The sequence below is a fragment of the Paenibacillus sambharensis genome (assembly GCF_003233845.1).
In the GTDB taxonomy this organism is placed as follows: domain Bacteria; phylum Bacillota; class Bacilli; order Paenibacillales; family Paenibacillaceae; genus Paenibacillus_I; species Paenibacillus_I sambharensis.
Genome location: NZ_QKRB01000053.1, coordinates 220,773 through 233,391, shown reverse-complemented (window position 1 = coordinate 233,391; position 12,619 = coordinate 220,773). Strand labels below are relative to the sequence as shown.

11 protein-coding genes and 1 riboswitch are annotated in these 12,619 nt (G+C 53.0%); of the genes, 7 read left to right on the top strand and 4 right to left on the bottom strand.

The annotated features are described in order from the left end of the window. Positions 1–10 precede the first annotated feature (10 nt). A complete protein-coding gene (locus DNH61_RS18750; RefSeq protein WP_111148222.1) occupies positions 11–220 on the top strand; it encodes a hypothetical protein in 210 nt (69 codons plus the stop codon). Between the two features lie 398 nt (positions 221–618). Here the strand turns inward: DNH61_RS18750 and DNH61_RS18740 are convergent, their stop codons facing one another. Beyond that, the gene (locus tag DNH61_RS18740) at positions 619–1,530 is read right to left on the bottom strand and encodes a helix-turn-helix transcriptional regulator (RefSeq protein WP_111148220.1); all 912 of its coding nucleotides are present in this window, start codon (positions 1,528–1,530) and stop codon (positions 619–621) included. A gap of 99 nt (positions 1,531–1,629) precedes the next feature. Between DNH61_RS18740 and DNH61_RS18735 the strand changes: the two genes are divergently transcribed. The 3 genes from DNH61_RS18735 to DNH61_RS18725 all read left to right on the top strand — a co-directional run bounded on the left by DNH61_RS18735 (position 1,630) and on the right by DNH61_RS18725 (position 3,943). Then, positions 1,630–2,094, top strand: a complete 465-nt coding sequence (locus DNH61_RS18735) for a VOC family protein (RefSeq protein ID WP_111148218.1) — start codon at positions 1,630–1,632, stop codon at positions 2,092–2,094. A 63-nt stretch (positions 2,095–2,157) separates the two neighbouring features. Next, positions 2,158–3,351, top strand: a complete 1,194-nt coding sequence (locus DNH61_RS18730; protein WP_111148216.1) for an MFS transporter — start codon at positions 2,158–2,160, stop codon at positions 3,349–3,351. Positions 3,352–3,373: 22 nt separating this feature from the next. Further along, the gene (locus DNH61_RS18725) at positions 3,374–3,943 is read left to right on the top strand and encodes a YdeI/OmpD-associated family protein (RefSeq protein WP_111148215.1); all 570 of its coding nucleotides are present in this window, start codon (positions 3,374–3,376) and stop codon (positions 3,941–3,943) included. Between the two features lie 164 nt (positions 3,944–4,107). Here the strand turns inward: DNH61_RS18725 and DNH61_RS18720 are convergent, their stop codons facing one another. After that, positions 4,108–4,887, bottom strand: a complete 780-nt coding sequence (locus tag DNH61_RS18720; protein ID WP_111148213.1) for an HAD family hydrolase — start codon at positions 4,885–4,887, stop codon at positions 4,108–4,110. Between the two features lie 190 nt (positions 4,888–5,077). Between DNH61_RS18720 and DNH61_RS18715 the strand changes: the two genes are divergently transcribed. Then, positions 5,078–10,267, top strand: coding sequence for an S-layer homology domain-containing protein (locus DNH61_RS18715; RefSeq protein WP_111148211.1), 5,190 nt, complete (start codon positions 5,078–5,080; stop codon positions 10,265–10,267). A gap of 81 nt (positions 10,268–10,348) precedes the next feature. Further along, positions 10,349–10,684, top strand: a complete 336-nt coding sequence (locus DNH61_RS18710; RefSeq protein ID WP_111148209.1) for a DUF1904 family protein — start codon at positions 10,349–10,351, stop codon at positions 10,682–10,684. Between the two features lie 78 nt (positions 10,685–10,762). On the opposite strand, the gene DNH61_RS26845 is transcribed toward DNH61_RS18710, so the two are convergent. Next, positions 10,763–10,981, bottom strand: coding sequence for a cold-inducible protein YdjO-related protein (locus tag DNH61_RS26845; RefSeq protein WP_245948247.1), 219 nt, complete (start codon positions 10,979–10,981; stop codon positions 10,763–10,765). 231 nt (positions 10,982–11,212) lie between these two features. On the opposite strand from DNH61_RS26845, the gene DNH61_RS18700 reads away from it, so the two are divergent. After that, entirely contained in the window at positions 11,213–11,989 is a 777-nt protein-coding gene (locus DNH61_RS18700; RefSeq protein ID WP_111148205.1) for an apurinic/apyrimidinic endonuclease family protein, read from the top strand. Positions 11,990–12,000: 11 nt separating this feature from the next. Here the strand turns inward: DNH61_RS18700 and DNH61_RS18695 are convergent, their stop codons facing one another. Next, positions 12,001–12,279, bottom strand: coding sequence for a hypothetical protein (locus DNH61_RS18695; RefSeq protein ID WP_111148203.1), 279 nt, complete (start codon positions 12,277–12,279; stop codon positions 12,001–12,003). A 253-nt stretch (positions 12,280–12,532) separates the two neighbouring features. Further along, positions 12,533–12,576, top strand: a riboswitch (PreQ1 riboswitch). The last annotated feature ends 43 nt before the right edge of the window (positions 12,577–12,619 follow it).

The following is a 12,619-nucleotide window of genomic DNA, read 5'->3' as shown; positions in this document are numbered from 1 at the left end:
TTGTGAACAAATGGGAATATTATTTGATATTATGACGTCAGAACCTCGTGAAGCGGGGCGTATTGCCGGACTGCCGGCATCGGGTGAAGGCTTCGCATGGAAGCCAGAGGGACGGGAGAATGCTACGGAGGCCCTGCCCGCCGCAGCAGGAAACCGGCTGCCTGCAGGCGGCAGGATGACAGGCAGCATGCCTGGTAACGCCGCGTGTGAAGAGGATTGAGCTTTCGCCTTGAACAGGCCAGAAGATTAAGCAGCTATTTAGCCGTACGGTGGGTTGTCCGTACGGCTAAAGGCGTATCTTTTGACATGTGATAGTCGAATGGGACTTCAAACAACACTTGGAGGATTATTTCTCAACAACAGTTCGTTGAGGCAATTTGGAAAAGGGGGGACACATGATCGGATTAACGAGGTGATCGACAGGCTGGCAGCTTCAATAAGGACCTGAAGCATGTTTTGTTCCGAACCTGCCCCAAGATCATTACGAACAGCCAGTTGTCTTTCTTAAACCAAGCGTTGCTTGTGGGTGAAGGATTGCCAACGGAATCAGGAGTAGATATTAAGATCTTCATGGCAGCTCCCTCCTGATTTTTTCACTATGCCGAGACGAGATCTCTATCAAGTATAGTTTTCCATCATTTGATGCAAGTAACTCCGAAAGTCTTCAACGTAGGATTGGGGCTCTGCAATTGTCAGATGAGTGCCGAAGCTTGCTAAGAATTGAAATCCCGTATGATTTTGAGGGACATACATGGTTGCTAATAGAGATCCAGATCTATGGTCTTCAATACTTCTTCGTCCATACCTTTCGATGATCTGATCTTTGATGCTGGGCGATATCCATGCCTTGATCGCGACAAGCTGCGGCAGATAACCTGCTTGATGTCCTTGCTCTGACCAATCATCTCTAGGTTGAAACGCACGTTCATCCACCGTAATATGATCAATCCGTGATAATTTAAATGTCCGATATCCCTGCCGATGCAGACAGAATCCTCTCAAGTACCAGCTCGACTCGCTAAAATGCAGCTCATAAGGCTCGATCATTCTGCTCGTTACAGCCCCGTCTTTATCTGTATATTCAAACGAAACAAGCCTTTTCTTCAAGATGGATTCTTGACATGTCTTTAAGGTTTCAAGAACCTCGGATCGGCCTTGCCAATTATAAAATGACAGCTGAACGGAACGATGCAGAGACAATGGGCTGACCATAGCCTCTATTTTTTTTATCGTTCTTTCCACATCTTCCGTAAGGAGAATCTGTTCCAATCCGCCGAGTGCCGTTAATATATTTTCTAAATCGGAGCTGCTTAAGAGGCGTTTGTCCACCTTGTATTCATCCATGATGCCGTAGCCGCCTTTGACCCCATTGACCGAATAGATCGGGATGTTCGCTAAACTCAATGTTTCCATATCGCGAAGGATCGTTCGTTTGGATACCTGGAACAGCTGCGTGAACTCCGTTGTCGAAACAACATCTTTTTTCAGCAGTATCATGATAATTGATATGAGTCTCTCCACTTTGTCCATTATGGCCCTCTTTTTTCTAAATGATATCGGAATGGTGACAATAAGATGTCACCTATTATCCATTATACTACATGTATCACAAGAAGGAGGTTATGTTGAATGTCTGCTATTGCGTATTTGAACTTTGATGGGGTTGCCGAACAAGCGATTGAATTTTACTCGGAGGCTCTGCAGGCAACGGAAGTGAAGAAGGTTAAATTCAAGGACTTTCCGCAAGATCCAAGCTACCCGCTGCCCGAAAATGAGTTGAATATGGTTATGGAGTCCTCGATCGAATTCGCGGGCGGTAAGCTCATGATGTCGGACGTACTGCCCTCCATGAAGCCGGTAACAGGCGAGCTGGTGAAAGGGAATAACGTTCTGATCAGTCTGGTCATGAATGACAAGCAGCAGCTGGAGAGTTACTTTAAAGGACTGTCGGCTGACGGCCATGTCATCATGCCATTATCCAATACGCCGTGGTCATCCTGCTTCGGCATGCTGGTGGATAAGTTTGGGATTAACTGGAAATTTAACAGCGATGCGGATCAGTTTCTGGACGACGTAATATCCAACAAACGGTAACTCATTCCAAAAAATGGCCTTGCAGTTGAAGGTCATTTTTTTATACCAATGGAGGCTCGAGTGATGAAAAATAGCTATTCTTCGCTTATCTTTTTCCTGGCCTTGGGTATATTCGGCATTATTACAACAGAAATGGGCTTGATCGGCGTTCTCCCGCAAGTCGCTCAAAAATTCAACATAACCCCTGCTGAGGCTGGGTACCTTGTGAGTGTCTTTGCGCTAATCGTTGCGATTACAGGACCATTCCTAACTTTGCTTGCTTCCGGCATGAATCGAAAGGCGGTCTTGCTAACCGCGATTCTGATGTTTGCCGTCTCTAATTTGGTCTATGCTTATACGAGCAGGTTCGAGGTTATGCTGGCCTTCCGGATTGTTCCCGCATTTTTTCATCCTGTCTTTTTTTCGATTGCGCTTGTGGCCGCTGCCAGCCTAGTTCCTCCTGAGAAGAGCCGCAATGCAGTCACTCGGGTTATGGCCGGAGTAACCGCTGGATTTGCTTTTGGCGTGCCGATTACGTCCTACGTCTCTACCAAAATTTCGCTGGAGGCTGCCTTCTTGTTTGGAGCCATCGTGAGCGTCCTTGCCTTTATAGGCATTCTGCTCTGGCTGCCCTCCTTGCCTGTTAAGGAGAGAATGTCTTTCGGCAAGCAGTTCCGCATCTTACGCAAGCCTCAATTGTGGTTAACGATCTTGATCGTGGTGATGATCTTTACGGCGATGAGTTCGGTATACAGCTATTTCGCTGAATATCTCGGAGAAGTCACCCATATGGACGGTACCTGGATCAGTGTGATGCTGATGATCTTCGGCGTCACCATGATCGCAGGAAACTTCTTGTTCGGGTACTTGGTAAACAAAAGCATGAAACTAACGGTTATCCTGTTTCCTCTCGTATACGCGGTCATATACCTATTTGTTTATTATTGGGGTTCTTATGTATGGCCGATGGCGGTTATCGTATTCGTGTGGGGAGCAGTACATGCCGGAGGCCTTATTGTAAGTCAAGCCTTGTTGATGAGGGACGCTCAGGAAGCTCCCGAATTTGGCAACAGCTTATTTGTTTCCTTCTCGAATGTCGGCATTACGATAGGGACATGGATCGGAGGCTTGTTTATTTCCCGGTTGGGCGCGCAGCAGCTTATCTGGAGCGGGATCCTGCTGCTGCTGATTACTTTCCTACTGATCATGGCAAAAGCGGCTGTTGTCAAAATACAGGTGGAAAAGGCAAGCTTGAATGAATTGGAATTTCATAAATGAAGATGGAGGTTCGTTCTCAACTATGGAAGTGGGGGAATTGATTTCTGTGCAATCGAGAGAAGACCTTCGGGTATGGCTGCAGGAGAACGGTAATGCTGAAAAGTCATGCTGGGTCCTGGTTAGTATGAAGCCCAAACCGGATACGCTCTTATATTTGGATGCAGTCGAGGAAGCGCTGTGCTTTGGGTGGATCGATGGCGTCAAGAAGAAAATGTCCGAAACGGAGCTGGCTCAGAGGCTTTCTCCCAGGAGCAAAAAGAGCTCATGGACGGAATTAAACAAAGAACGTGTCCGCCGCCTTGAAAGGCTGGGGTTGATGACAGATGAAGGAAGAAGGGTGCTGCCTGATTTGGATCCCCGGTCATTTCGAATAGATGAAGGAATTGAGCAGCGGATAAAAGAGGATCAGCAAGTCTATGATCATTTCAGGGCTTTCCCGGATCTATATAGAAGGGTTCGGATCGATACGATACAAAGCGTTAAGAACCAGCCGGAATTGTTTAGGAGCAGATTAGACAAATTCATAATTAACACGAGAGCAAACAAAATGTACGGTCAGTGGAATGATTATGGACGTCTGCTCGATTGCTAGCGGAGCACGCATTGTCCATGTTAGTTCAATAAAACAGCGGCAGCCCAGGACTTTCTTTTCGGTCCAAGGCTGCCGCTGCTTTATTTTTAAACCAGTCTAATCCATATTCTTCGGACAACCGCCCCTTCTTCATGCTAGCAAGCGTTGTACCGCGGCCCCAGCTGCTAGCTGTGCAGCAGCCGGCGGATGATCGCCGCTACGCTCTCCGCTTCATGTGCCGCTGCGGCTTTCACATCCGCGTGGCTGGCTGTCATCGCATAGCTGTGCGGAGTGCCGGCGAACATGGATATATCATTGAAGGAATCCCCGATACATACGGTCTCTTCCGGACTAATCTTCAGCCGCTCCTGCAGCACCTTGACCCCCGTTCCCTTCGAGACGCCAGCTGGCATAACGTCCATGCAGTCAATATCCGAAATGTAGGCGTCGATTGCGTCGCCGTGCTCGGCTTTCAGGCTCTGCATGAAAGCCCGCAGCTTCTCGACCTCGCCGAAGAACGAAATTTTACCGCTGACAATATCCTTGCCCAGACGGCTTCTCGCATCGGGGATGACGTGGAGGGGCGCCATCAGGCGGCTTCCGATCTCCTCAGCATGAGCCGTCATTTCCTCGACAAAATAGTGATCCGGTCCGCACATCATGGTCAGAAACGGCGTGCCCTCACCAGCTTTCGCCAGTGCAACCAGCTTGTCGCGGTCGAAGGCCTGCTCGGAGACCAGCTCGCCGTCTGACATATGAACATAGGCCCCGTTCTGTGAAATGGTGTGCACGCGCAGGTTCAGCTGCTGCATGACCGCTTCGATTTCGGGCTGCATTCTGCCGGATGCGAACGCAATCTGAACACCGGCCTCCGCCGCCTGATGGAGGGCGTCAATATCCTCCTGGTTGATGGTCGAATGGTTATGAATGATTGTGCCGTCGAGGTCGCTAATCAATAGTTTCATTGTATTCTCGCTTCCCTTCCTATCCTGCTGTTAATGTCTGTCTCTATAGCTATCATCATCTTGAAAACATCGCCGCTTGTCAAATCAGCCCGGGCTTTACGCTTTCTTATCATCTGCAAAATACGACACTGATCTTTGCCCGCCATACTGGGTAGTGCTTGTACAAGAGAGTGGAAACAGGAGGATTAGGATGAGAAATAAGATGGGAATGAAACATGATTACCGGGCTTCTCGCTTCATGCAGCTGTTCCTGGCGCTGGCAGTTCTGGTGTCTGCTCTTGTGCCGGCCGGTTACGCGGCACAGCTGCCGGAAACCGGGTACGGCCGTGTGCTGGATATGCGTACCGCCGAGCTTGCCCCGGGGGCAGGCTACAGCTGGTACAGCATGGAGACGGGGCGCGGATTGCAAAATATGCATGTCGTGACCTTTGATCCGCTCAACCCGAATTTGGAGCTCAAGGCGGGTACGAAATCGGGCAGGGTGTACGGAATGCAGGGGGTTACCCAGATGGCCCGTTATGCGGATGGTCCGGGAAGCCGTGTTATTGCGGGAATTAACGGTGACTTCTATGAGATCAGCGGCAATGCGACAGGCGTGCCGAACGGGCTGTTTATGGAGGACGGAACCATTCTCAACAGCGGGATTTCGTCTTTCGCCTTTGGCTTGAAGGCCGACGGGAGCTCTCTATATGGAATGCCGAAGCTTAGCAAAACCGTTACCATTGGCGGAATCACGAGTGAGCTGACTCATATCAACCGCTTCCGCGGAGATAACGAAATCGTCCTTTATACATCGGACTATCATACATCAACCAAGTCTGGCCAGTCAGGTGACGAGGTTGTGCTGGATATTGTGGATGGCGGGGTAAAGAGCGGCCAGACGCTGAGAATGACTGTGGCTGAGATCCGCAAGGGACATGGCGATACCCCGCTCGTCGAAGGGAGAGCTGTGCTGTCGGCTTCCGGGAGTGCGCGGGTGCTGCTGGAGGGGCTTCAGCCAGGTGATGAGGTGCAGGCCAGCTTTGCCCTGGATGGAGAGTGGGATGATGTGAAGGTGGCAATCGGCGGGCAAGGTCCGCTTATCAAGGATGGTATTGTCCAAGCTGGCATCGGCCCGGCGGGCGTCCATCCGCGAACGGCGATTGGGACCAAGGCGGATGGCTCTATTGTCCTCTTCGAAATTGACGGACGGGCGCCCGGCTTCAGCGAAGGTGTAGAGACAAACGAGCTTGCCCGTATTCTGGCGGATATGGGTGTCGTGGACGCCATGAACCTCGATGGGGGCGGCTCCTCGACCTTCGCTGCCAAGCTGCCTGGAGAAGCGTCGCTTCGCATGCTGAACCGCGGCTCGGATGGCGGTGAACGGGCGACCGGCAACGGTCTTCTGCTCGTGAACAAGGCGCCGGAAGGGCCTGCCGCGAAGCTGGTTGTGCAGCCGGGCATGGAGCGTGTGCTCGCAGGCTCAAGCCTCCCGCTGAAAGCAGCGGCTGTCGATGCCGGCGGGCATCCCGCCGCTTACAATGGCATGCCGGAATGGCAGGCAGAGCCTTCCATCGGAACGATTGATGGTGGGGGCCTGTTCCAGGCCGGACTTTCGGCAGGAGCCGGGACGGTAACAGCATCGGTCTACGGGCTGGAGAGCGGAAATGCAGAGATTGAGGTGGTGGATACACTCACTGGGCTGGTGCTTCCAGATCAGGTGCGCACCTTCACCTCGGGTGAGACAGCTGAACTGTCGGCTCAGGCTCTCCGCGGCGGCCAGATTGTTCATGCAGATGGAGCAAGCCTGCAGTGGCGGGTTGAAGGACCGATCGGCACCATCGACGAGCAGGGGATATTCCGGGCAGCCGAAGAATCGGGTGTGAGCGGAAGCATTCATGTCAGCTACCGCGATGTCCAGGCGTCGATGATTGTGCATGTCGGGCTCCCGCCCGCGTTGCTGGAGGACTTTGAGAGCGGACTGGATCGCTATATGGCTGGAAGTGCAGCGGCGAACACGGTGACGATTGAAGCGGAGAGCAATCCGGATTTTGTCCGCTATGGTTCAGCGGCTCTTAAGCTGTCCTATGATTTTACGGGTAAAACGGGCACATCAGGTGCTTATCTTCAGGCCAAGGGGGTGGATACGCGTATCCAGGTTCCCGGTTATCCGGAGAAGATTGGGATGTGGGTATACGGCGACGGTCAGAAGCACTGGCTGCGCGCACAGATGCGGGACGGCAGCGGGGCGGCATTCCCGATTAATTTTACAGATTCAACGACGGGTGTGGACTGGACAGGCTGGCGCTACATAGAAGCGGATGTGCCGGCTGGAAAGACAGCCCCGCTGTCAATGGATATGCCCGTCCGTTATATGGAGACGAGCAACAACAATAAGACCGCAGGCGCGATCTATATCGATCAGATAAGGGCCGTATATGGCCCGGTGGACGAAGACAGAACTCCCCCTGTATTGAAAGGCTTTAGTCCGGCTGATAATGCGGTAGTTAATCATACGAAGCCGACTATTACGGTATATGCGGAGGATGACGGATACGATCCGGTGAAGCATCCGGGAACAACACTGATTGACCCGGCTTCTATCCGGATGTATGTTGACGGAGTTCATGTTCAGCACGGCCTTTATCCGCCGGAGGGAAGAATAACTTACGTGCCTGCAGACCCGCTTCAGGAAGGTGTCCACACCGTGAAGGCGGCAGTTAGGGACCATGATGGGAACCAGACGATTCAGACCTGGATGTTCGCGGTGGATACCGGCTCGGCGAAGCTGACTTATACGACTCCGGACAACGTATTTGCCGGTCGTACTTACACCGTAGATATCGGCGCCAGGCAGCCGGAGGAGCTGCTGGGCGGTCATTTGGAATTTGGCTTAGATCCGTCGGTGGCCGAGGGAATCTCGGTTATAAGGGGCGGCAAGGTAGAGGAGCATCAGCTTCAAGCTGCGCTTGATCCAGCTTCAGGCGTTGTCCGCTTGACCTTCGCGGGATTGGATTCGGCCGTACTGACGGAAGAAGACAAGCTCGCCCAAATCTCGTACCGTGTGAAGCCGGCTGCGGCAGGCATCCATACGATCGCGTTCCGGTCGGGATCCAATCACTTGGCTGGCTCCGGGAGCCCGGCCGGGTTCACTGGTCTGCCGCTGAAATCTGCCATCGGACACGAGCTTCAGCTTGCTTGGGATGACCAGGTCGGACAGGGGTTCTCGACCACCTTCACAGTAACGGATGCCCAGGGTCGGCCTGTAGCTGACGCCGTACTGCTGGCAGATGGGATTGAGGTGGGCGATGGCTCGCTTCGTACGGATGCCGAGGGGAAGCTGAAGACCGACAGGCTCACAGCTGAGGTCAAGAAACACAGCATTCAGGCGAGCAAGGGCGAGCAGTACAGCCCGGTTGCAGTGTTCGAGGTGCTGAAGCTTGGCGGAGCAGTTAAGCCTTACAATATAACGATAGGGATGGGTCAAGATCCGAAATCGTCCAGACAGTTCAACTGGAATACGCATCCGCATACGGGCCGGACGGTTGTCGAGGTCGTGTACGGCGAGGAGCCATTCGAAGGGCCGACCGTGATCCAGACAGAAGGAAGCGGCTATACGCATAACACACTTGATACGGGCGTAATCCGTGTGCATAAAGCGGCAGTCACCGGGCTTGAACCTGGCACGCTATACCGTTACAGAGTTGGTGATGGTGAGAGCGTGTGGAGTGACGAGGGAACGTTCCGGACCGCTCCGGCTGACTCGGATCAGACAACCTTCCTGGTATTCGGCGATTCCCAGGCGGCAGACCAAGCCGGTTACCGGCTGTGGGGAAATACAGCTGCCAGAGCGTTCGAGGCTTACCCAGATCCTGACTTTATGATCCATCTTGGTGACATGGTGGATAACGGCTTTAAGGAGCAGGAGTGGAACTGGTGGTTCGACTCTGCCGCCGGGCTGCTCAGGAATAACACGATGGTCTCTGTAGTCGGGAACCATGAGGTGACAGGCACGAAGAAGAATGGTGATTTCCTGGCGCACTTCAATCACCCTGACGGCGGAATTGACAGTCAGAAGGGAACGAACTTCTCGTATGACTATAACAATATACATGTCGCCGTGCTGAATAGTGAATACGATTATGAGGAGCAAGCTGAGTGGCTGCGCAGGGACCTTGCCGCAGCGGACAAGCTGTGGAAGGTGGTAGTGTTTCACCGCGGGCCTTACGGCAGCATGTACGACACAGCTTCCATTAGAGAGCAGTGGGTACCGGTCTTTGATGAGTATGGGGTTGATCTGGTTATGAATGGCCACGATCATATCTACCTGCGTACGCATGCCATGAAGGGCGGCAAGCCTGCAGAAGAAGGGCGCGGTACCACTTACGTTATTCCAGGGCAGACAGGCCCGAAATATTATGGTCTGACCGTGCAGCCTTGGCAGAAGGTCACCGATACAGAGCAGACACAGATGTATGCGGCTGTTGAGGTTGACGGCCGGACACTGAAGTTTATCACGAGAACGGTCGCGGGCCGTGTAGTGGATGAGTTCGTGCTGGAAAAGAATGAAGTTGTACCAGAGCCGCAGCCAGAGCCACACCCAGAGCCGCAGCCAGAGCCGCAGCCGCAGCCAGAGCCGCAGCCGCAGCCGCAGCCAGAGCCACAGCCGCAGCCAGAGCCGCAGCCAGAGCCACACCCAGAGCCGCAGCCAGAGCCGCAGCCGCAGCCGCAGCCAGAGCCGCAGCCGCAGCCACAGCCACAGCCGCAGCCAGAGCCGCAGCCGCAGCCACAGCCACAGCCACAGCCACAGCCACAGCCACAGCCGCAGCCGCAGCCGCAGCCGCAGCCGCAGCCGCAGCCAATGATTCCAGAAGACATAACGGGACATTGGGCGGAGCAGAGCATAACCCGTGCGTTGATGGAGGGATGGGTGACCGGTTACCCGGATGACAGCTTCCGTCCGCAAGGGGTCATTACACGGGCAGAATTTGCTGTCATGCTTGCCAAAGCTCTCGGGCTGCCGGCAGGCTCCGGTACATTAGCCGTGTTCCAGGATGCGGCAGCAATCCCGGCTTGGGCTAGAGAAAGTGTTCAGGCAGCAGCTAAAGCAGGTCTCTTATCCGGATACGCGGACCAGACCTTCCGCGCTGGACGTCCGGTCACGCGCAGCGAAATGGCGGTCATTGTCACGCGTGCTCTGAAGCTTGATCTTCCAGAGAGTGCTTCCCTTTCATTCACAGATGCCTCAGCTGTACCAGGATGGGCCAGTGAAGCAGTGGCAGCCGCCGCAGAGGCGGGACTGATGAAGGGCCGGGGGGCAGGGCGGTTTGCTCCGAATGCTGAAACAACCCGTGCTGAGGCGGTGGCGCTTATTGTATCTATGCTTGATTACCGCGACTGAGAGGATGGTTGAGACAAGCTGTTGTCACAGACAGGCTGGAAACGTGTGCTATAATGTAGAAAAATCCCGGGAGGTGTTCAGATGCCGCAGTTAACCGTGAGAGGCATTCCTTCGTCGCTAATGGCTGTAATCAGTCTGCCGCTCGTGGAAGAGCTGGCCATTCTATGCGAATGCGGAGCCGATAATTTTACGGTGGATTGTATCGAGACAGTCAGCGTCATGGACGGCAAGAGGGTCGAGACCTTTCCGTTTATAGAAGTGGCATGGTTCGAGCGGGGCCGTGAGGTGAGAGACCGGTTTGCTGAAGCAATCAGCAGACATGCCAGGCTGGCAGGTGTTACGGATATGGAGATTGCCTTTAAAGTGTATCAAACCGACGCTTACTATATTAATGGCAAATCCTGCTCGGTCGTGTAAGGACAGGACTTGCGATTAGTCCATACAAAAGCAGCAGTGGCGCCCCCCTGACAAGGTGAGCGCCACTGCTGCTTTATTTTACCACAATGATTCTTCCTTCTTCTTGCGCGGAGCCTTATGCTTCTTCACAAGCTTGGGCAGATGCTTCATGCTGCGTCCCATTGGACCCTTGCAGATCGGACACTCCGGATTTGCGGAAGCAGTCAGCTCATCTCTGACCCAACTCTTGCATTCCTTGTTCTTGCAGCGCCAAATAGGAACTGGTATAAGCTCGGGTTTTTCATTTTCCGTCTCCAACTTTACCCACCCCCTGTTATAACATTGCCGAAAAAAGCGCCGGACATGCGGAGCATGCCGTATCTGTCTGTTCAGCGCACCTTGAGTAGCATACTGTAATCTGCTGCTGTATGGCAAGACCAACCAGTAAACTTGCAGCATCGGATGCCGCGGGATCGTGCAGCTGCCTTCACGGAACCTTAGCGTGCACCCCTGCACGCATATGGTATACTGGGCGGTGGGGTGATAGAGATGAACCTGATTCGCTTGAAGGCTAATTTAGAGATGAAGAGTATTGAGGACAGGCTGCAGTATAATCCGTCCATCATTGAATTTTTCTTAAGCGCGGATGACCTGAAGAACCCGGCGCTTATTCGTGAGCGAATAAGGCTTGTCAAGCAGAAGGGCTGCCGTGTGTACCTGCATCATCCGCCGAAATACGCAGGCCGGTTCCTGGATATTATGAGCACTGACCCGGTGATGGAGCGCTTCTATCTGGATTCTTCGAATCAGCTGGCGGAGATCTGCCAAAGTGAAGAGGTACGCTGCGTTATTCACGGCAACTACTCAGGCACCGAAAGCTGCGGCAGAGTCGACCGGGAGCTGACAGTGCGCATGCGTGATAAAATTGCGGCTATTGAGTCCTTTGCCCATGGATATTTTCTCTGGGAGGATTCCATTGAAGGACTGTTCAGCTATGCGAACCCTCATTTGATAGATGAGGTGATTGTTCCCCTGCGGCTGCCAGTGAACGTCGATGTCAGCCATACCTTTATTGCGTTCAAGGGTGACAATGACAAGCTGGAGGACGTGCTGAAGCGGACGAAGCCGTATGCGCAGTATTATCATCTGGTGGACAGCATGGGCCAGTCGCATGATGCGCTGCCGCTTGGACAGGGCCGGATCAATTGGCAGATGGTAAAGCCCTACGTTGCAGACAGTGATTTTATATTTGAGATTGGTCTATCGGGCGATCATACCGACTGTACACCGATGGTGGAAAGTGCGCAGTATTTTGAGCAGGTCTGACCAGGTTATGGTCACGGGCGGCTGTTGATTCTTGAACGATCCTGAAGCTTCTGCAGTGTATCTACAATCCATTTGGCCAACGAGCCCATGATGAGCAGGCTGAAGAATGACAAGTGAGCATTCCAGTCCTTGGTTGTATAGATCTCAACCCGCTCCATGAGCGGCAGGGAAAGGTAAGAGATGACAGCAGAAGCGGCTGCCAGTGCGATTGCGAATTCTTTCCATCCCGGCAGCCGGTGATACAATATCGTCAGCAGCGTGGGAATGGCGAACAGATTTGCAGGCAGCATCCAGGACAAGTGCACCCACACAGAGCCTATATAAATACAGGCAAAGTATTTGCTTTAAGAGACAGTTTTATGATAATCATCTGATTACGCGGTTTTATGTGACCGCAATTGTTACTGCAGGCGGCTCAATAGCCCTCGGCAGTATTTTTTTGTACAGTTAGCCGTAACTAATGGTTCCAAGCCTGCGGTTTCTGTGCTATAGTACGGTGTGCAACTAAAGAGATGCTGAGATGCGGTCTGCAAGACCTGCCGCTCAGGAGAGGTTCGCGAACTCCCTCTATAAAAAACTACGGATGAACGGCACCCTGATGCAGGCGATGCCTGTTTGTCCATCTTTAGG

What these genes read in the sequence shown, in the direction of transcription:
- DNH61_RS18735 (WP_111148218.1), top strand. Translation starts at nt 1,630, where the DNA reads ATGTCTGCTATTGCGTATTTGAACTTTGATGGGGTTGCCGAACAAGCG.
- DNH61_RS18740 (WP_111148220.1), bottom strand. Translation starts at nt 1,530, where the DNA reads ATGGACAAAGTGGAGAGACTCATATCAATTATCATGATACTGCTGAAA.
- DNH61_RS18730 (WP_111148216.1), top strand. Translation starts at nt 2,158, where the DNA reads ATGAAAAATAGCTATTCTTCGCTTATCTTTTTCCTGGCCTTGGGTATA.
- DNH61_RS18725 (WP_111148215.1), top strand. Translation starts at nt 3,374, where the DNA reads ATGGAAGTGGGGGAATTGATTTCTGTGCAATCGAGAGAAGACCTTCGG.
- DNH61_RS18710 (WP_111148209.1), top strand. Translation starts at nt 10,349, where the DNA reads ATGCCGCAGTTAACCGTGAGAGGCATTCCTTCGTCGCTAATGGCTGTA.
- DNH61_RS18700 (WP_111148205.1), top strand. Translation starts at nt 11,213, where the DNA reads ATGAACCTGATTCGCTTGAAGGCTAATTTAGAGATGAAGAGTATTGAG.
- DNH61_RS18750 (WP_111148222.1), top strand. Translation starts at nt 11, where the DNA reads ATGGGAATATTATTTGATATTATGACGTCAGAACCTCGTGAAGCGGGG.
- DNH61_RS18715 (WP_111148211.1), top strand. Translation starts at nt 5,078, where the DNA reads ATGAGAAATAAGATGGGAATGAAACATGATTACCGGGCTTCTCGCTTC.
- DNH61_RS18720 (WP_111148213.1), bottom strand. Translation starts at nt 4,887, where the DNA reads ATGAAACTATTGATTAGCGACCTCGACGGCACAATCATTCATAACCAT.
- DNH61_RS18695 (WP_111148203.1), bottom strand. Translation starts at nt 12,279, where the DNA reads ATGCTGCCTGCAAATCTGTTCGCCATTCCCACGCTGCTGACGATATTG.